This window comes from Bacillus sp. JJ675 (genome assembly GCF_036963165.1).
GTDB classification, from domain to species: domain Bacteria; phylum Bacillota; class Bacilli; order Bacillales; family Bacillaceae; genus Bacillus; species Bacillus glycinifermentans.
Map to the genome: position 1 here is coordinate 39,097 of NZ_JBALMR010000057.1, position 18,565 is coordinate 57,661.

The following is an 18,565-nucleotide window of genomic DNA, read 5'->3' on the forward strand; positions in this document are numbered from 1 at the left end:
GGTTTGCTTTCTACAATAAAAAGTCATGACTTTCACTTTCCACCAACTACAGTTTATGATTTAATGGTTAAAAATAAATGTAAAGAAGGGGCACGGCATGAAAAAAGAAATCATCAGAACCATATCATTATATGACACTATCATTATACATAGACATGTGAGGCCTGATCCTGATGCCTACGGATCCCAGTGCGGCCTTACGGAAATCTTGAAAGCAACCTATCCCGAAAAAAATATTTTTGCGGTGGGGACGCCAGAGCCGTCTTTGTCATTTTTATATACGCCGGAAACAATCGAAGACTCCGTCTACGAAAATGCCCTTGTCATCGTTTGCGATACGGCAAATCAGGAAAGAATTTCAGACTCCCGCTACAATATGGGCGCAAAGCTGATTAAAATCGACCACCATCCGAACGAAGACCGGTACGGCGATCTGATCTGGGTCGATACGGATGCAAGCTCAACGAGCGAAATGATTTATGAATTGTATTTGGCCGGGAAAGAAGCGGGATGGAAGCTTCCGGTCAAAGGGGCCGAGCTGATTTATGCAGGCATCGTCGGCGATACAGGGCGTTTTCTGTTTCCGAACACGACCAAGAAGACATTGAAATATGCGAGCGAGCTCATCGAATATCCTTTCTCGTCTCAGGAACTTTTTAATCAATTGTATGAGACAAAGCTGAATGTTGTGAGGCTGAACGGATACATTTATCAAAATGTTTCATTGACGGAAAACGGCGTTGCCTCTGTGCACATTACAGAAGACATATTAAAGCAGTACAATATTACGCCGTCTGAAGCATCGCAGCTCGTCAGCACGCTTGGCAATATTTCCGGAATTAAGGCATGGGTGTTTTTCGTCGAGGAGGCCGATCAAATCAGGGTAAGGCTGCGGTCGAAGGGGCCGATTGTAAATGAAGTCGCGAAAAAATACAACGGCGGAGGCCATCCTCTGGCGGCCGGCGCTTCCATTTACGACTGGAAAGATGCCGAACGCGTCATTGCCGACTTGGAGCACATATGTAAAGAACAAAAATAAGAGGGGATACCCTCTTTTTTTGTGCTGTCTGAATGGTAGCGTTTGCATTTGCAGACAAACAAAACAACGCACATCGCCGGTTTTCATGCGTGTTCATCATGCGGGCGGCCCTCCGTGATTTCGCCTATTCGGGTATAAACCAAGATCCGAAATCCGTCACATCTTCATATACGCTGATGTTTTGTGCCTTTAATTCTTTTTTGATAAGGGACGCGAGAATATCAGTTTCCGCATAAGCCGAATAGCCCAGCTTAATCCGGTTGACTTTATCTCTTGCCAGCTGATGGTAACTGTAAATGTACATTCTGCTTTCCTCCCTTTTTCGATTGTCATCATATCATGTAATGACAGTTTAAAATAAAAAATGGAAAAAAGCGACGAAAGTCTTTAAATAGTTAAAAAAAATCCATATTTTTATTCGGAAAAAGAAATTTTGATCTCGACGGAAAGCCTCGTATAAATCGTCAGCTCCGTAACCTTTGCTTTGTAGGTTTTATCGTTGATCGTGTACACTTTGTTTTCAATCGTCCGTTTCAGAAGCTCCCTCGTTCTGTAAACACTTTCGATGTCCTTCGTAATGACGTCGGAAATATTATCTTTAATATTCTCTTCAACATTCATCTGGTCAGGCTGGGACAGCTTGTATTGCTTGGCGTTTACAAGCTTGACGTCAACGCTTTGGATCAACAGCTTTCTTTTGTTGTCTTCATTCAGTTTATGGAGATCCTCCCGGTAAATGTCGATTTGTTTATTCAAATCCGTGATTCGTTCCTTCTGCTGGCGTATCATGATAACCTGTTTCTCCTGGAATGTGCCGTACGTAAACAGGAATACGAGCCAGCTGATTACTGCTCCGCACATGATTCCCGCGAAAAAACGCTGCCAGCCCGGCTTTTTATGATAAGGAGGGACCCTCATGATGAAATATGCTCCTGTGTGAGCCAGTTGATGATCAGAAATCCCGTCTGCGCTCCTCCCATTGCCGAAAGGATCAGAAGAAGCTGCTTCACGATGTCTCTCGTATTGCCTTCGATGATGCCTCGTTCAAAGCTGTAGACCGCATCGAACGTACCGCCGATTGCGGCCACCAATGCCCAGATCTTAAGACGGTTTGCAAGACTCGTAATAATCGTTAAAGGCGGCTGGCCTGACAAATAAGCGCCGATTCCGCCGATTAATGCACCGCCGAGAAGAACGCCGAGCGCGATAAAGTAGCAGCTGATAAAGTTTGGAAAAAAAGGCTGTTCCGGGTCCATTTCGATCACCTCACCTTTTAACACTATATGGACAATGTAAGACAAGTATGAATGATACGGGGAGAAAGAACATTTGTTTCTAATTCATTCACATCATATAATGAAAGGAGATTGCTCGAAAAGGAAGGGGTGACAGAATGCCTTTTGTTCACCTGCAAGTACATAGCGGCTACAGTTTATTAAGCAGCGCCGCCTCTGTGGAGGATCTCGCTGCCAAGGCCGAAGCGCTCGGATACGGCGCGATGGCCCTGACGGACGATGAGGTCATGTACGGGGCGGTTGAGTTTTATAAAGCATGCAAAAAACGCGGGATTAAGCCGATCATCGGGCTGACCGCTTCAGTTCTTACAGATGAAAAAGAACAGCTTGCATATCCGCTCGTTCTTTTGGCTAAGACGAATAAAGGATATCAAAATCTGCTGAAGATCAGCAGCGTGCTGCAGTCAAAATCAAAATCAGGCATAAAAGAAAAATGGCTGAAAAGCTATCATGAGGATATTATCGCGCTCACAACTGGCGAAACGGGTTATATTGAAACGCTGTTAAAAGGCGGGGAGACCGAAAAGGCAAAAGAAGCCGCACTCCGGTATCAAGCGATTTTCGGCGAGGAGCACTTCTATTTGTCCTACCAGCCGTATAAGGCCGATCCGCTTCTTTCCGAGCGCATCCTGGAGCTTTCGCAGGAGGCGGGAATTCCAATTGCTGCCACCGGAGATGTGCGATACATCGAAAAAGAGGATGTTACGGCTTACACCTGCTTAAAAGCGATTAAAGCTGGGGAGAAACTCGGGGAATCGGTTGAGGATCAAGGCGATCTGCACCTTGATCTGAAGCCTGCCTGTGAAATGCTGGATATTTACCGGAATCACCCGGATGCGCTCGAGAATACCGTCAAGATCGCAAATCGGTGCCACGTCGATTTAAGCCTCGGCCAGACGCGTCTTCCGAAGTATCCGGCTCCCGGCGGCAAACACGCGGATGAATTTTTAGCAGAGCTTTGTTTTGAAGGACTTTCCAAGCGGTTTGTCTCGCCTTCCCGTAAATACGTCGAAAGGCTCGAATACGAGCTTTCCGTCATTAAAGACATGGCGTTCAGCGACTACTTCCTCATCGTCTGGGACTTTATGAAATTCGCACACGAAAACGGCATCATCACCGGCCCGGGCCGCGGATCTGCGGCAGGGTCTCTTGTCGCCTATACGCTGTTTATTACAGATGTCGATCCGATCAGGCACAAGCTTCTGTTTGAACGCTTTTTAAATCCGGAGCGGGTCACGATGCCCGATATTGACATCGATTTTCCGGATACGAGAAGGGATGAAGTCATTCAGTATGTGAAAAATAAATACGGCGCTATGCACGTCGCCCAGATCATTACATTCGGGACACTGGCCGCAAAAGCAGCGCTCAGGGATGCAGGAAGGGTGATGGGCATCAGCCCGAAAGAAGCCGACCAGCTGGCAAAGCTGATTCCGTCAAAGCCGGGCGTGACCTTGAAAGAGGCGAAAGAGCTATCTCCTGAACTCGCAAGGCGACTTAATGAATCAAGGCGGCTGCAGGACATATTTCAAACGGCCCAGAAAATCGAAGGTTTGCCCCGGCACACTTCCATTCATGCGGCAGGCGTCGTATTGAGCGAGGAGCCGCTCACCAATATCGTACCGATACAGGAAGGTCATGACGGGGTGTATTTAACGCAATATTCAATGGGCCACCTCGAAGATCTGGGCCTTCTCAAAATGGATTTTCTCGGCCTCCGCAATTTGACGCTGATCGAGTCAATCAAATCGCTGATCGAAAAAAAAGAGCGGATCACGATCGATTTCTCCGCTATCCCGTATGATGATGAACAAACATTTCAGCTTTTATCAGCGGGCGACACCACAGGCATCTTTCAGCTCGAATCCGCCGGAATGAGAAATGTGTTAAAGCGTCTCAAACCGAACAGCCTCGAGGACATCGTCGCCGTCAACGCCCTGTACCGGCCCGGCCCGATGGAAAATATCCCGCTGTTTATCAGCAGAAAGCACGGTCAGGCGCCTGTTTTCTATCCGCACGAAGATCTTGAGGACATTTTAAAAGATACGTACGGCGTCATCGTCTATCAGGAACAAATTATGATGATTGCCTCAAAAATGGCAGGCTTCAGATTGGGGGAAGCCGACCTTTTGCGGCGGGCCGTCGGCAAAAAAAACAAGGAAATTCTCGATACAGAGAGAAATCATTTTATAGATGGATGCCTGAAGAAAGGATATTCCGTTAAATCGGCAAATGAGGTATATGATCTGATCGTCAAATTTGCCAATTACGGCTTCAACCGCAGCCATGCGGTCGCCTACAGCATGATCGGCTACCAGCTCGCTTATTTGAAGGCCCATTTTCCCCTGTACTTTATGTGCGGCCTTTTGACGAGTGCAATCGGCAATGAGGAAAAGCTCGCCGAGTACATCTATGAAGCAAAGGGTAAAGGGCTTCGCGTTCTGGGGCCTTCGATCAATAAAAGCGGCTACCCGTTCACTGTTGAAAACGGAGCGCTCCGCTACAGCTTAAGGGCCGTGAAAGGCGTCGGAATATCGGCCGTAAAAGAAATATACAGGGCGAGAAAGGAAAAGCCGTTTGCGGACCTGTTTGACTTTAGCGTCAGGACGTCTGCAAAAAGCGTCAACCGCAAGACGATAGAGGCTCTCATATTTGCCGGAGCGATGGATGAATTCGGGGAAAACCGCGCCACCCTGCTCGCTTCCGTAGACATCGCTCTGGAGCATGCCGAGTTGTTTGCGGGGGACAGTGAGCAGCTTGGATTTTTTCTCGATGAAGCGCTGACCATCAAACCGAAATATGCGAAAACGGAAGAGATGCCGCTCGTCGATCTGCTTGCCCGCGAAAAAGAGACGCTCGGCATTTACTTTTCAGACCATCCGCTGACCGTCCACCGCACCATGCTGGACCATGCTGGCGCCCTTCCGATCATTCAGCTGACCGGAAACAGCCGGACGAAAGCCGCTCTCGGCGCTCTTGTAACAAAGATGAAAACGATACGGACGAAAACGGGGCAAACGATGGCATTTCTCGAATTAAGCGATGAAAGCGGGGAGATGGAAGCGGTCGTGTTTCCCGAACAGTTCAGACGGCTTTCTCCGATATTGGAAGAAGGGGTCACGCTTTACGCCGAAGGGCGGCTTGAAACAAGGAACGAAAAACGCCAGCTTATCATCGCCAGGGCTTCTCTCCTTGAGGCGCTGCATACGGAGAAAAAGCCTGCTGTTTATATCAAGGTTGAAGAACATCAGCATTCCCAGGAGATCCTTGAAAAAATCAGCGCGATTTTACGTGAGCACAAAGGGGATACACAGGTCTGCATCTATTACGAAAAGAAAAAGCAAACGATGAAGCTTCCCGAAGGCTATAATATAAAAGCTGATCACGCCGTGCTGTACCGCCTGAAAAGCGTCGTCGGAGAAAAAAATGTCGTACTGCGGTAACAATTTCGTGAGCATTTAGGATTAAAAAAGTCATGAAGTGTGTTATCATTTTTAAGATTCTATTGTTCGTCCAAAAAGAATCTTACAGCAGTATACGAAGCAAAATTTTAGGCAAAATTCCCTTGAAGGAGTGTTTGTTAACATGTCATTGAAAGAAAAAGCGCTGCACATGCATAAAGTCAACCAGGGTAAACTGGAGTCAAAATCAAAAGTTCAGGTTCGAAATGCGGAAGACTTAAGCCTCGCTTATTCTCCAGGCGTCGCCGAGCCTTGTAAAGCAATCTATGATGATAACAGTAAAGTATACGATTATACAATGAAGGGAAACATGGTAGCAGTTGTATCCGACGGAACGGCTGTACTCGGCCTCGGAAATATCAGCCCAGAAGCTGCGCTTCCCGTTATGGAAGGTAAAGCGGTTCTTTTTAAAAGCTTTGCAGGCGTAGATGCTTTCCCGATCTGTCTCAATACAACGGACGTTGATCAAATCGTTGAAACCGTAAAGCTTCTTGAGCCGACTTTCGGCGGGGTCAATCTGGAGGACATTGCAGCACCGAACTGCTTTGTCATCGAAGAACGCCTGAAAAAAGAAACGAAAATCCCGGTTTTCCATGATGATCAGCACGGAACAGCGATCGTTACAGTCGCAGGGCTTGTAAACGCCTTGAAGCTGTCAGGAAAATCAATGTCTTCCGTCAAAGTGGTAGCAAACGGCGCCGGTGCGGCCGGAATCGCAATCATCAAGCTTCTGTATCATTTCGGCGTCCGCGACATCATCATGTGCGACACGAAAGGCGCGATTTACGAAGGCCGTCCGAACGGCATGAACGCCGTCAAAGCCGAAGTGGCGAAATACACAAACAAAAACAGAATAGAAGGATCGCTTCAGGACGTGATTAAAGGAGCGGATGTCTTTATCGGCGTTTCCGTCGAAGGCGCCCTGACAAAAGAAATGGTTGAAAGCATGGCAGACCAGCCAATCATTTTCGCCATGGCAAATCCAAATCCGGAAATCATGCCGGACGAAGCGCATGCAGCAGGAGCCAGCGTTGTAGGAACCGGACGTTCGGACTTCCCGAACCAGGTGAACAATGTACTCGCATTCCCGGGCATTTTCCGCGGAGCGCTTGACGTAAGGGCGACACACATTAACGAAGAAATGAAAATTGCCGCCGTCGAAGCGATCGCATCGCTTGTTTCTGACGAAGAGCTGCGCCCGGAATACGTCATTCCGGCTCCGTTTGATCCGAGAGTCGCCCCTGCCGTTGCCAAAGCGGTTGCGAAAGCAGCTATGGAAACGGGTGTGGCAAGGATTGACGTAGACCCTGAGGAAGTCGCTGAAAAAACAAGAAAACTCGCGATTATCGAAGAAAAATAACACACCGCCATTTGCTTTTATCAGCGCGTGATCACTCGGAACTTTCCTCGAGTTGTCACGCGCTGTTTCTTGAATAAATTGATTGATTTTTTCCTCTTTTTGGACACGCTCCTGAGGGAAATCAGCTCTTGAAAAAATTTTTTTCGGCCAAGCTGTTCCGGACATTTGTATCCGCTCTCAAGGCTTATATATCAGTTTGTCGGTCCAAAAGCTCATAAACGCGGGCTGCGCCATAGCCGATTAAAAATTGTCGAATTGAGGATGACACCGTTTGACAAAAAAAGTACAATAGTTTCGGTATAGTGATGTTCTAGTCTAAGAGTTAGGACAGGCATGTATTGAGGAAACCCTTCAGAAAAGGGAGGTAATCTTTTGTTAAAGGATATATTCAGCAAAAAGAAGAAAAAATACGCTTCCGTTCCCGCGGAGAAAGCGAAACAGGACGTACCTGAAGGCATTATGACGAAATGCCCTGATTGCAAAAAAATCATGCTCACAAAAGAGCTGGATAAAAACTTAAGGGTCTGCATGAACTGCGGCCACCATTTAAAAATGAACGCGAAGCAGCGCTTCAAAAGCCTGCTTGATGACCAGTCCTTTGAAGAATTCAATCAGGACATGGTGTCTGAAAATCCGCTGGGATTTCCGGGATACTTGGAAAAGCTGGAAAAAGACCGGGAGAAGACCTCTTTAAATGAGGCGGTTGTCACCGGAAAAGGCACGATCGACGGGGCCCCTGCTGTCGTTGCCGTGATGGATTCGTCATTCAGGATGGGGAGCATGGGGTCTGTCGTAGGCGAAAAAATTACGCTGGCGATTGAAAAAGCGAGGGAAGAGAAAATCCCTTTCATCATTTTTACCGCTTCCGGCGGCGCGAGAATGCAGGAAGGCCTTCTCAGCTTGATGCAGATGGCGAAAACAAGCTCGGCCTTAAAGCTGTTCAGCGAAGAAGGCGGCTTGATCATTTCCGTCATGACGCATCCGACAACCGGCGGCGTTTCGGCAAGTTTTGCATCCCTTGGCGATTACAACCTTGCCGAACCGGGCGCCCTGATCGGCTTTGCCGGCAGAAGGATCATCGAGCAGACCATTCGCGAAGAGCTGCCTGAGGATTTTCAAACCGCGGAATTTTTGCTCAAGCATGGTCAGCTTGATGCCGTCGTTCACAGAGCCGACATGAAAAAAACGCTCGGCAGCATTTTAAATATGCATCAAACTGGAGGTGATCTCGAGTGGCTGGAGAATTAGAATTTGAAAAACCGGTAATCGAACTGCGTGAAAAGATTGCCGAACTGAGAAAATTCACGCAGGATTCAGATATGGATTTAAGCTCTGAAATAACAAAGCTTGAAGCACGTCTTGAAAAACTTGAAGAAGATATTTACACAAATCTGAAGGCATGGGACAGGGTGCAGATCGCAAGGCATCCGAACCGTCCGACAACGCTTGACTATATAGAACATCTCTTTACCGATTTCTTCGAATGCCACGGAGATCGTTATTTCGGTGATGATGAAGCGATTGTAGGCGGTATCGCCAAGTTTCGCGGCCTGCCCGTGACGGTGATCGGCCACCAGCGCGGCAAGGATACAAAAGAGAACATCCGACGCAATTTCGGCATGCCGCATCCTGAAGGATACCGGAAAGCGCTCAGGCTCATGAAGCAGGCTGACAAGTTTAACAGGCCGATCATCTGCTTTATTGATACGAAGGGTGCCTATCCGGGCAAAGCTGCTGAAGAAAGGGGACAAAGCGAAGCCATTGCGAAAAACCTTTTTGAAATGGCCGGACTTTCCGTACCCGTCATCTCGATCGTCATCGGTGAGGGTGGCAGCGGGGGAGCGCTTGCTCTCGGCGTAGCGAACCGTTTATTTATGCTGGAAAACTCCACATATTCGGTGATTTCTCCGGAAGGAGCGGCAGCGATTTTGTGGAAGGATTCAGGACTTGCGAAAAAAGCGGCTGAAACGATGAAAATCACGGCTCCGGACCTGAAAGAATTAGATATTATTGATCATGTTATAAAAGAAGTGAGAGGCGGAGCGCACCGCGATGTGAAGCAGCAGGCAGCATATATTGACGAGACGTTAAAGCAGGCCCTTCAATCGCTGATGAAGCTGGATAAAAACGAGCTCATCCAGCAGAGATACGAGAAATACAAATCAATTGGAAAAATTTCGACTGAAAGCCAATATGTTGGGATAAAATAAATAAACGTGAGGCCTTTTGGCTCACGTTTATTTTTTGTGTGCAGCATAGAAAGTGAAAGGATTGTGTCATTACCTCGAATTTTCCATGAGTTTATTTAAAATTTATTTAAAAACTTTTTGTTTAATTGTATAATAAATAAGGTTTACAAGGGACTCGGGCAAATTTGCATCCCTTTTCATTGTTTTTGCGGCAATGAACATGGTAAGGTAATTTATATATGTTTTCGAGGTGAAAAAGATGAAGCGAATCGGAGTATTGACAAGCGGCGGGGACTCCCCGGGAATGAATGCGGCTGTTCGGGCGGTTGTCAGAAAAGCGATCTATCATAACGTAGAGGTTTACGGAATTTATAATGGGTATTCAGGTCTAATCAGCGGAAAGATAGAAAAGCTGGAAATCGGTTCAGTCGGTGATATCATCCACCGCGGGGGAACGATGCTTTATACGGCAAGGTGTCCTGAGTTTAAAACTGTTGAAGGACGGGAAAAAGGAATAGAGAATTTAAAAAAATACGGGATAGAAGGATTAGTTGTCATCGGAGGCGACGGTTCATATATGGGTGCCAAAAAGTTGACCGAGCACGGCTTTCCTTGTGTGGGCGTGCCGGGAACGATCGACAATGACATTCCGGGAACCGATTTGACGATCGGCTTTGATACGGCATTGAATACCGTTATTGATGCGATTGACAAGATCAGAGATACAGCAACATCCCATGAACGTACATATGTGATTGAAGTAATGGGCCGTCATGCAGGAGATATCGCTCTGTGGTCAGGATTGGCCGGAGGAGCGGAATCCATTCTGATCCCTGAAGCAGATTACGATATGGATGAAATCCTTGCCAGACTGCAAAGAGGACACGAACGCGGCAAGAAACACAGCATCATCATCGTTGCCGAAGGCGTCGGCAGCGGAGTTGAATTCGGAAAACGAATTGAAGAAGCCACTAATCTCGAAACTAGAGTATCAGTGCTTGGTCACATTCAGCGCGGAGGTTCGCCGACAGCTGCTGACCGCGTATTGGCAAGCCGGCTCGGTGCATTTGCAGTTGAGCTGCTGCTCGAAGGAAAAGGCGGCCGCTGCGTCGGTATTCAAAATAACGAACTTGTGCATCATGATATTATCGAGATTCTTGATGAAAAGCACACCGTTGATCAAAGCATGTACCGGCTGTCTCAAGAACTGTCAATCTAGTGTATAACCCGAGGAGGAAGTAGCAAATGAGAAAGACGAAAATAGTTTGTACGATTGGCCCGGCCAGTGAAAGCGTTGAAAAGCTTACCCAGCTGATGGAAGCGGGAATGAACGTAGCGCGCCTTAACTTTTCCCACGGAGATTTTGAAGAACACGGCGCAAGGATTAAAAATATCCGTGAAGCAGCAAGCAAGCTTGGAAAAGATATCGGGATTCTTCTTGATACAAAAGGGCCGGAAATCCGTACGCATACAATGGAAAACGGCGCAATCGAGCTTGTCACAGGCTCCGAACTGATCGTTTCAATGGATGAAGTCATCGGAACGGCCGAAAAAATTTCAGTGACGTATGAAGGTTTGGTTCATGACGTTTCCAAGGGTTCGACGATTTTGCTTGATGACGGACTGATCGGCCTTGAAGTTCTGGAGGTGAACGCAGACAAGCGCGAAATCTTGACGAAAGTGCTGAACAGCGGAACATTAAAAAATAAAAAAGGCGTCAACGTGCCGGGTGTCAGCGTCAACCTTCCGGGAATTACGGAAAAAGACGCGAAGGATATCGTGTTCGGCATTGAACAGGGCGTTGATTTTATCGCCGCATCCTTTGTGCGCCGTCCGTCCGACGTTCTTGAAATCCGCGAATTGCTGGAAGAGCACAATGCGGCGGATATTCAAATCATTCCAAAAATCGAAAATCAGGAAGGCGTCGATAACATTGACCGCATCCTTGAAGTGTCAGACGGCCTGATGGTTGCGCGCGGAGATTTAGGCGTTGAGATCCCTGCGGAAGAGGTTCCGCTCGTTCAAAAAGAGCTGATTAAAAAATGCAACGCGCTCGGCAAGCCTGTTATTACGGCTACGCAGATGCTTGACAGCATGCAGCGCAATCCGCGCCCGACGCGGGCCGAAGCAAGCGATGTTGCGAATGCGATTTTTGACGGAACTGACGCGATCATGCTTTCCGGGGAAACCGCAGCCGGAAACTATCCGGTTGAAGCCGTTCAAACGATGCACAATATTGCATCCCGTTCTGAACAGGCGCTCAACCATAAAAAAATCCTGTCTGCGAGAAGCAAGCAGGTAGGCATGTCGATTACGGACGCCATCGGACAGTCTGTTGCACATACGGCAATCAATTTGGACGTTTCTGCGATCGTGGCGCCGACCGAAAGCGGCCATACGGCGAGAATGATCTCCAAATACCGTCCAAAAGCGCCGATTGTAGCGGTTACGGTCAATGACTCCGTATCGAGAAAGCTGTCCCTTGTATTCGGCGTTTTCGCAAAAAGCGGACAAAATCACAGCACAACGGACGAAATGCTCGAAAATGCCGTGCAGAAGTCGCTTGACAGCGGCATCGTTCACCACGGCGATTTGATCGTTATTACGGCCGGCGCTGTCGGTGAAGCTGGTACAACGAACTTGATGAAAGTGTATGTTGTCGGCGATGTGATCGCAAAAGGCCAGGGGATCGGACGCAAATCAGCATACGGAGAAGTGGTCACGGCTCAGAATGCGAATGAAGCGGCCGAAAAAATGAAAGAGGGCGCTGTTTTGGTCACGAAAAGCACTGACCGCGATATGATGGCTTCCCTTGAAAAAGCGTCTGCCCTGATTACTGAAGAAGGCGGGTTGACAAGCCATGCGGCAGTCGTAGGCTTAAGCCTCGGCATCCCTGTCATCGTCGGATTAGAAAACGCGACTTCGATTTTGACAGATGGCGACGACATTACGGTCGACTCTGCCCGCGGAGCGGTGTACAGAGGACACGCAAGCGTGCTTTAATCGCATATACTGGAAAGAAGGGGAATCATATTTCCCTTCTTTTTTTACACGGTAGAAAGGACTTTAGTCCGGCCGTTCTGTTCCTTACAGAATTTGAGGTGAAAACGATGAAGTTTTTCCTGTTGTTTCTCATTATTTTTCCGGCATGTGAAATCGGTCTGTTCCTATTGTCCGCAAAATCGATCGGCGTTTTGCCGACCGTGCTGCTGATCATTTTGACGGGTTTTCTCGGTGCGGCTCTCGCTAAAAAACAGGGCATAGAGATTTACCATAAAGTCCAGCGTGATCTGCAATACGGGAAGATGCCGGGTGATGCGATGTTAGACGGGCTGTGCATTTTTGTCGGCGGCATGCTGCTTTTGCTTCCCGGGTTTTTATCCGACATGATCGGCTTGTTGCTCCTGCTTCCGCTGACGCGCAATCGGCTAAAACCGTTTTTATCACGCAGGCTGAAAAAAATGTCTGAAGGAAGACGGATAAAAATTATTAAATAATGTATAGCGGCAGCCTGCTGTATAGCGGATTGTCGTTTATTTTTGGCTTCCTTTAATAAAAAACCAGATTTCCTTGAATATACCTGTTGTAAAGAGGGCCTGAATCAGAACGAAAAGAGCGGGCCCCATGATCAATCCGAGAAAACCAAACAGCTTGATGCCGGCAAAAAGGGCGATCAATACGCCCAAAGGATGAATTCCGATCGACCTGCTCAATATTTTAGGCTCGGCAAGCTGCCTGAATGTCAGGACAACGATATACAAAACGCCGATGCCGATGGCAAGCGGAAGCTGCTTCGTGATCACCAAATATAAAATCCAGGGGACAAATACCGATCCTGCTCCTAAATACGGAAGAAGATCGACAAGCCCGATAAAAAAAGCAATCGCCACAGCGTGATTGATGTTCAGTATGATAAGGCCGATCAGGACGAGGAGCATCGTGATCGAAACGAGCAAAGCTTGAGCTTTCAAAAAGCCGGCCACCGCTTTTTTTAGTTCGGCATAAACCGCCATTCCCCCTCTGATCAGACGGCCAGGCAAAACCGTCTGCACCCATTTTTTCAATTTGTGCAAATCCTTGCTGATGAAAAAGGTGGCAAGGAGCGAAAAAATCAGCACGGCCGCCATGTTCGGCAAAAAGGCGAAAAAGAGCGGGACCATTTCTAAAATTTTGGAAAGAAATGATGCGGTGCCGGAAGCGAATTCGCTTCCTACATTCTCGATCTGGGCAATGATCGATTCCTGCTGGCCGGCATCCAGTCCGTCAAAAAATGCGGCAAGCTGGTTATAAAGCGGCATAATCTGATCGGTGAAAAAACGCTCGGCATAAAAAGCTGCTTTTTGAAATTGAGCGGGCAGCACTTTGGCCAAATATGCGGCGCCGGAGACAATTTCGGCAACGACGAGTGTCATAAAGCCGGCCCCCGCGGTCAAAAAGCCGACGAGAACGATGCCCACATTAACGCCCCGCGGAAATCCCGTCCATTTTTCCAGCCATTCCACAAAAGGGTTGATGATGATGGCCAGAATAAGAGCGATCACAAAGGGATAGGTTAACGGAAAAGAGTAGTATCCGGCTATTCCGGCCGCTGCCGCCAAGAAAAGCACACAGCATGCCCGGAGCGCAATTGTTACATAGGATTGATTCAATTCTAAAATCCTCCCGCGAAAAAAGCGTGTCCTTTTTTTCATTTTATTCATGAGTCTTGCGATTATGAGACAGGTCATTAAAAAATGGAGATGAAACACATGTTTACACAAGCCAATTTATTTTTGCTTCTTTTGCTGGCGGTCGCTTTAATAGCGAAAAACCAGTCTCTCATATTTGCCGTCGCAGTGCTTTTGGTCATCAAGCTGATCGGGCTCGACCAAAAGCTGTTTCCCGCGATTCAGTCAAAGGGAATCAACTGGGGCGTTACGGTCATTACGATTGCCGTTCTTGTACCGATCGCCACCGGGGAGATCGGGTTTAAGCAGCTCGGAGAAGCGATGAAATCGTATTATGCGTGGATCGCCCTTGGAGCCGGGATTCTCGTTGCATTGATCGCCAAAAACGGCATCACGCTGCTGGCGGACGACCCGCATATCACCACCGCCCTTGTTTTCGGAACGATTTTGGCTGTCGCGTTATTCAAGGGCGTCGCAGTCGGCCCTTTAATCGGGGCGGGCATCGCATACCTTGCTATGCAGATCGTCCAGTATTTTACATCATAGATCCTGAATTTTTTCGACATCCCCTTTGTGAAAAGGGGATGTTTTGTTTCGTCTCTAAAAAAATTTCAGGGCCGTATTTTTTCAAAAAAACATAATTGAATATAAATAAAACGGCTGAAACTACTAAAAATCTGTAAATAGAAGACAGCAATCTCAAAAAATAAGAAAAAAAAACTATAGTTAAACATTTAACAAATGTCTGATAATTGTTATAATATAAATACGCTTAATCTTTATTAAGCATATCGGAGTATTGAATGGTATAAAGACGCACGATTGTTTTATTTGAAAAACAATTAAAATGTAAGCATTTTCTTTTTGGGACAAAGAGGGTGCATACAGTCTGCGTTGTGTTTGCTCCAAGGTTTTGGTTTAATTTTAAAAGGGGAAATTTTTAAAAAAAGGGAGAGATGTATATGACAGCAACACGCGGCCTTGAAGGGGTAGTCGCTACTACGTCATCCGTAAGCTCAATTATTGATGATACTCTTACATACGTAGGGTATAACATCGATGATTTGACAGAAAACGCAAGCTTTGAAGAAATCGTATACCTGCTTTGGCATTTAAAGCTGCCAAACAAAGCCGAGCTTGAAGAACTTAAAAAGCAGCTTTCTGAAAATGCCGGTATCCCCAACGAATTAATTGATCATTTCAAATCCTATTCAAATCGAAAAGTCCATCCGATGGCAGCGATCCGCACAGCCGTTTCTTTATTGGGGCTGTATGACGATGAAGCTGACCAGATGGATGCGGAAGCAAACTACAGAAAAGCGGTTCGCCTGCAAGCCAAGATGCCGACTCTTGTCGCTGCTTTTTCAAGAATCCGCAAAGGGCTTGAGCCAATCGAACCAAATCCTGAACTCGGCGTTGCCGCCAATTTTCTCTACATGCTGAACGGAAAAGAGCCTGCCCCTGTGGAAGTGGAAGCCTTTGATAAAGCATTGATTCTCCATGCGGACCATGAACTGAACGCCTCTACATTTACGGCACGGGTATGCGTGGCTACGCTTTCAGACGTGTATTCCGGAATCACGGCTGCGATCGGAGCCTTGAAAGGCCCGCTTCACGGCGGTGCAAACGAAGGAGTTATGAAAATGCTTACAGAGATTGGCGATGTAGAAAACGTAGATTCCTATATTCATGCCAAGCTCGAAAAGAAAGAAAAGATCATGGGATTCGGCCACCGCGTATACCGTCAGGGCGATCCGCGGGCCAAGCACCTCAAGGAAATGAGCAGACGGCTGACGAATTTAACCGGTGAGAGCAAATGGTTCGACATTTCTGAGCGGACTGAGCAAATTGTCACAACTGAAAAAAAGCTCCCGCCAAACGTAGACTTTTACTCTGCTTCGGTTTATCATAGCTTAGGAATCGACCATGATTTATTCACTCCTATCTTCGCGATCAGCAGGGTGTCAGGCTGGCTGGCGCATATTCTCGAACAGTATGAAAACAACCGTCTGATCCGTCCGCGAGCCGATTATACGGGGCCGGACATGCAGAAGTTCATTCCGATTGAAGAAAGAAGCTGAACGGATGGAGGAAGAGGCTGTCCGCACTTCACGGGGGGCGGCCTCTTGCACCCGCGGTTTGCAAATGAACGTATGAATCTATGAAAAAACATGCTTGTCCTCTTGTTTAGGAGGAAACAAATGTTTTTCAATATTGCATTACATAACATGGGAGGTTTTATTGTGGCACAAGGTGAAAAAATTACAGTCTCTGGCGGAGTATTAAACGTTCCAAATAACCCGATCATCCCGTTTATTGAAGGAGACGGAACCGGTCCTGATATTTGGAGAGCGGCTTCAAGGGTTTTGGAAGCAGCCGTTGAAAAAGCATACAAAGGCGAAAAGAAAATCACTTGGAAAGAAGTCTATGCCGGTGAGAAGGCATTTAACAAAACGGGCGAATGGCTTCCGGAGGAAACGCTTGACACGATCCGCGAATATCTCATCGCCATCAAAGGTCCTTTAACGACACCGGTAGGGGGCGGAATCCGCTCGTTAAACGTTGCGCTCAGACAGGAGCTTGACCTGTTCACATGCTTACGTCCTGTCCGCTATTTCAAAGGCGTTCCTTCTCCGGTTAAACGCCCTGAAGATACAGACATGGTCATCTTCCGCGAAAATACTGAAGACATTTACGCGGGCATTGAATACGCCAAAGGCTCCGATGAAGTGAAAAAGCTGATTTCCTTCCTGAAAGACGAGCTCGGCGTCAATAAAATCCGTTTCCCTGAAACGTCAGGCATCGGCATCAAACCGGTTTCTGAAGAAGGAACATCAAGACTTGTCAGAGCGGCAATCGAGTATGCGATTGAGCACGGCCGCAAATCCGTGACCCTCGTTCACAAAGGAAACATCATGAAATTCACTGAAGGTGCCTTTAAAAACTGGGGATATGAAGTGGCTGAAAAAGAATTCGGCGATAAAGTATTTACATGGGCCGAATATGACCGCATTGCCGAAAAAGACGGAAAAGACGCTGCCAATAAAGCGCAAAGCGAAGCTGAAGCGGCTGGAAAAATCATCATTAAAGACAGCATCGCCGACATTTTCCTTCAGCAGATTCTGACGCGTCCGGCAGAATTTGATGTCGTAGCGACAATGAACCTAAACGGGGATTATATTTCTGACGCTCTTGCCGCCCAAGTCGGGGGAATTGGGATTGCGCCTGGAGCGAACATCAACTATGAAACAGGACATGCCATTTTTGAAGCGACTCATGGCACGGCTCCTAAATATGCAGGTCTTGACAAGGTCAACCCATCCTCAGTCATCCTTTCCGGCGTCCTGCTTCTTGAGCATTTAGGCTGGAATGAAGCCGCAGATCTTGTCATTCAGGCGATGGAAAAAACGATCGCATCAAAAGTCGTCACTTACGACTTTGCCCGTTTGATGGACGGAGCGACAGAAGTGAAATGCTCTGAGTTCGGAGACGAGCTCATTAAAAACATGTCTTAAACGGCAAGTTTTATCCAAATACAATCATTTAAAGGGGTAGAAAAAATGGGTAAGAAGCGAAATAAAGTATCTGTTATCGGAGCGGGTTTCACGGGTGCAACCACTGCATTTCTGACGGCGCAAAAAGAATTGGCCGATGTCGTATTGGTCGATATTCCGCAGCTGGAAAACCCTACGAAAGGAAAAGCGCTCGATATGCTTGAATCGAGCCCGGTCCAAGGGTTTGACGCCAATATCACTGGCACGGCAAATTACGAAGATACGGCTGATTCCGACATCGTCGTGATCACCGCGGGTATCGCAAGAAAACCCGGAATGAGCAGGGACGACCTGGTCGCTACAAACGAAAAAATCATGAGAAGCGTCACGAAAGAGGTCGTCAAATACTCTCCGGACTGTATCATCATCGTCTTGACGAACCCTGTTGATGCGATGACTTATGCCGTATACAAAGAATCCGGTTTTCCGAAAGAGCGGGTCATCGGCCAGTCCGGCGTTTTGGATACGGCCAGATTCAGAACGTTTGTCGCTCAAGAGCTGAATCTTTCCGTCAAGGACATCACGGGCTTTGTACTCGGCGGCCATGGGGATGATATGGTGCCGCTTGTCCGCTATTCATATGCGGGCGGTATTCCGCTTGAAACGCTTCTTCCAAAAGACCGCATCGATGCGATTGTCGAAAGAACGAGAAAAGGCGGGGGAGAAATTGTCAATCTGTTAGGGAACGGAAGCGCGTATTATGCGCCGGCCGCTTCGCTGACGGAAATGGTTGAAGCGATCTTGAAAGACCAGCGCCGCGTATTGCCGACGATCGCCTACCTTGAAGGCGAATACGGCTATGAAGGAATCTATCTCGGCGTACCGACCATCATCGGAGGAAACGGTCTTGAGAAGATCATTGAGCTTGAATTGACGGATTTCGAAAAAAGTCAGCTTGATAAGTCTGTCCAATCTGTGAAAAACGTCATGAAAGTTCTCTCATAGGTCAATCACCGCAGGAAGGCTTCTTACACGGGCCTTCCTGTTTTTTTGCCTTCCA

At 47.4% G+C, this 18,565-nt stretch carries 16 protein-coding genes; 12 read left to right on the forward strand and 4 right to left on the reverse strand.

Features of this window, described 5'->3' with window-relative positions; translation table 11 throughout:
• Positions 1-97 precede the first annotated feature (97 nt).
• Complete coding sequence (locus V7126_RS15390; protein WP_175076802.1) at positions 98-1,039, forward strand: DHH family phosphoesterase; 942 nt, start codon at positions 98-100, stop codon at positions 1,037-1,039.
• A 124-nt stretch (positions 1,040-1,163) separates the two neighbouring features.
• On the opposite strand, the gene V7126_RS15395 is transcribed toward V7126_RS15390, so the two are convergent.
• The 3 genes from V7126_RS15395 to V7126_RS15405 all read right to left on the reverse strand — a co-directional run bounded on the left by V7126_RS15395 (position 1,164) and on the right by V7126_RS15405 (position 2,295).
• Entirely contained in the window at positions 1,164-1,343 is a 180-nt protein-coding gene (locus tag V7126_RS15395) for a hypothetical protein (protein WP_046129669.1), read from the reverse strand.
• Between the two features lie 110 nt (positions 1,344-1,453).
• Positions 1,454-1,957 carry a sporulation membrane protein YtrI gene (gene ytrI, locus V7126_RS15400; RefSeq protein WP_046129668.1) on the reverse strand — a complete coding sequence of 168 codons (504 nt, stop codon included), beginning with the start codon at positions 1,955-1,957 and terminating at the stop codon, positions 1,454-1,456.
• Entirely contained in the window at positions 1,954-2,295 is a 342-nt protein-coding gene (locus tag V7126_RS15405) for a YtrH family sporulation protein (protein WP_046129667.1), read from the reverse strand. Before V7126_RS15405 ends, ytrI begins: the two co-directional genes overlap by 4 nt.
• A gap of 137 nt (positions 2,296-2,432) precedes the next feature.
• On the opposite strand from V7126_RS15405, the gene dnaE reads away from it, so the two are divergent.
• From dnaE to V7126_RS15440, 7 genes are all read left to right on the forward strand, one after another.
• A complete protein-coding gene (gene dnaE / locus V7126_RS15410; protein ID WP_175076801.1) occupies positions 2,433-5,777 on the forward strand; it encodes a DNA polymerase III subunit alpha in 3,345 nt (1,114 codons plus the stop codon).
• Positions 5,778-5,919: 142 nt separating this feature from the next.
• Positions 5,920-7,155, forward strand: a complete 1,236-nt coding sequence (locus V7126_RS15415) for an NAD(P)-dependent malic enzyme (protein WP_335497702.1) — start codon at positions 5,920-5,922, stop codon at positions 7,153-7,155.
• Between the two features lie 372 nt (positions 7,156-7,527).
• On the forward strand, positions 7,528-8,403 hold the full coding sequence (gene accD, locus V7126_RS15420; RefSeq protein WP_175076799.1) for an acetyl-CoA carboxylase, carboxyltransferase subunit beta: 876 nt from the start codon (positions 7,528-7,530) through the stop codon (positions 8,401-8,403).
• Positions 8,388-9,365, forward strand: a complete 978-nt coding sequence (accA, locus tag V7126_RS15425; protein WP_046129663.1) for an acetyl-CoA carboxylase carboxyl transferase subunit alpha — start codon at positions 8,388-8,390, stop codon at positions 9,363-9,365. The genes accD and accA overlap by 16 nt, the downstream gene beginning before the upstream one ends.
• A 238-nt stretch (positions 9,366-9,603) precedes the next feature.
• A complete protein-coding gene (gene pfkA / locus V7126_RS15430; RefSeq protein ID WP_046129662.1) occupies positions 9,604-10,563 on the forward strand; it encodes a 6-phosphofructokinase in 960 nt (319 codons plus the stop codon).
• Positions 10,564-10,589: 26 nt separating this feature from the next.
• Complete coding sequence (gene pyk / locus V7126_RS15435; protein WP_046129661.1) at positions 10,590-12,347, forward strand: pyruvate kinase; 1,758 nt, start codon at positions 10,590-10,592, stop codon at positions 12,345-12,347.
• A gap of 107 nt (positions 12,348-12,454) precedes the next feature.
• A complete protein-coding gene (locus V7126_RS15440) occupies positions 12,455-12,841 on the forward strand; it encodes an FxsA family protein (RefSeq protein ID WP_046129660.1) in 387 nt (128 codons plus the stop codon).
• Positions 12,842-12,877: 36 nt separating this feature from the next.
• Here the strand turns inward: V7126_RS15440 and ytvI are convergent, their stop codons facing one another.
• A complete protein-coding gene (ytvI, locus tag V7126_RS15445; protein ID WP_175076798.1) occupies positions 12,878-13,993 on the reverse strand; it encodes a sporulation integral membrane protein YtvI in 1,116 nt (371 codons plus the stop codon).
• Positions 13,994-14,092: 99 nt separating this feature from the next.
• Here ytvI and V7126_RS15450 point away from each other — a divergent pair, with 99 nt between their 5' ends.
• The 4 genes from V7126_RS15450 (at position 14,093) to mdh (ending at position 18,510) form a co-directional block, all read left to right on the forward strand.
• Positions 14,093-14,557 (forward strand): DUF441 domain-containing protein, encoded by a 465-nt coding sequence (locus tag V7126_RS15450; RefSeq protein WP_048353875.1) that lies wholly within the window; start codon positions 14,093-14,095, stop codon positions 14,555-14,557.
• Positions 14,558-14,973: 416 nt separating this feature from the next.
• Entirely contained in the window at positions 14,974-16,092 is a 1,119-nt protein-coding gene (citZ, locus tag V7126_RS15455; RefSeq protein WP_175076797.1) for a citrate synthase, read from the forward strand.
• Positions 16,093-16,254: 162 nt separating this feature from the next.
• A complete protein-coding gene (gene icd, locus V7126_RS15460) occupies positions 16,255-17,526 on the forward strand; it encodes an NADP-dependent isocitrate dehydrogenase (protein WP_175076796.1) in 1,272 nt (423 codons plus the stop codon).
• 45 nt (positions 17,527-17,571) lie between these two features.
• Positions 17,572-18,510, forward strand: a complete 939-nt coding sequence (gene mdh, locus V7126_RS15465) for a malate dehydrogenase (protein WP_046129656.1) — start codon at positions 17,572-17,574, stop codon at positions 18,508-18,510.
• Positions 18,511-18,565: the final 55 nt, after the last annotated feature.

What these genes read in the sequence shown, in the direction of transcription:
- V7126_RS15390 (WP_175076802.1), top strand. Translation starts at nt 98, where the DNA reads ATGAAAAAAGAAATCATCAGAACCATATCATTATATGACACTATCATT.
- V7126_RS15395 (WP_046129669.1), bottom strand. Translation starts at nt 1,343, where the DNA reads ATGTACATTTACAGTTACCATCAGCTGGCAAGAGATAAAGTCAACCGG.
- ytrI (WP_046129668.1), bottom strand. Translation starts at nt 1,957, where the DNA reads ATGAGGGTCCCTCCTTATCATAAAAAGCCGGGCTGGCAGCGTTTTTTC.
- V7126_RS15405 (WP_046129667.1), bottom strand. Translation starts at nt 2,295, where the DNA reads ATGGACCCGGAACAGCCTTTTTTTCCAAACTTTATCAGCTGCTACTTT.
- dnaE (WP_175076801.1), top strand. Translation starts at nt 2,433, where the DNA reads ATGCCTTTTGTTCACCTGCAAGTACATAGCGGCTACAGTTTATTAAGC.
- V7126_RS15415 (WP_335497702.1), top strand. Translation starts at nt 5,920, where the DNA reads ATGTCATTGAAAGAAAAAGCGCTGCACATGCATAAAGTCAACCAGGGT.
- pfkA (WP_046129662.1), top strand. Translation starts at nt 9,604, where the DNA reads ATGAAGCGAATCGGAGTATTGACAAGCGGCGGGGACTCCCCGGGAATG.
- pyk (WP_046129661.1), top strand. Translation starts at nt 10,590, where the DNA reads ATGAGAAAGACGAAAATAGTTTGTACGATTGGCCCGGCCAGTGAAAGC.
- V7126_RS15440 (WP_046129660.1), top strand. Translation starts at nt 12,455, where the DNA reads ATGAAGTTTTTCCTGTTGTTTCTCATTATTTTTCCGGCATGTGAAATC.
- V7126_RS15450 (WP_048353875.1), top strand. Translation starts at nt 14,093, where the DNA reads ATGTTTACACAAGCCAATTTATTTTTGCTTCTTTTGCTGGCGGTCGCT.
- citZ (WP_175076797.1), top strand. Translation starts at nt 14,974, where the DNA reads ATGACAGCAACACGCGGCCTTGAAGGGGTAGTCGCTACTACGTCATCC.
- mdh (WP_046129656.1), top strand. Translation starts at nt 17,572, where the DNA reads ATGGGTAAGAAGCGAAATAAAGTATCTGTTATCGGAGCGGGTTTCACG.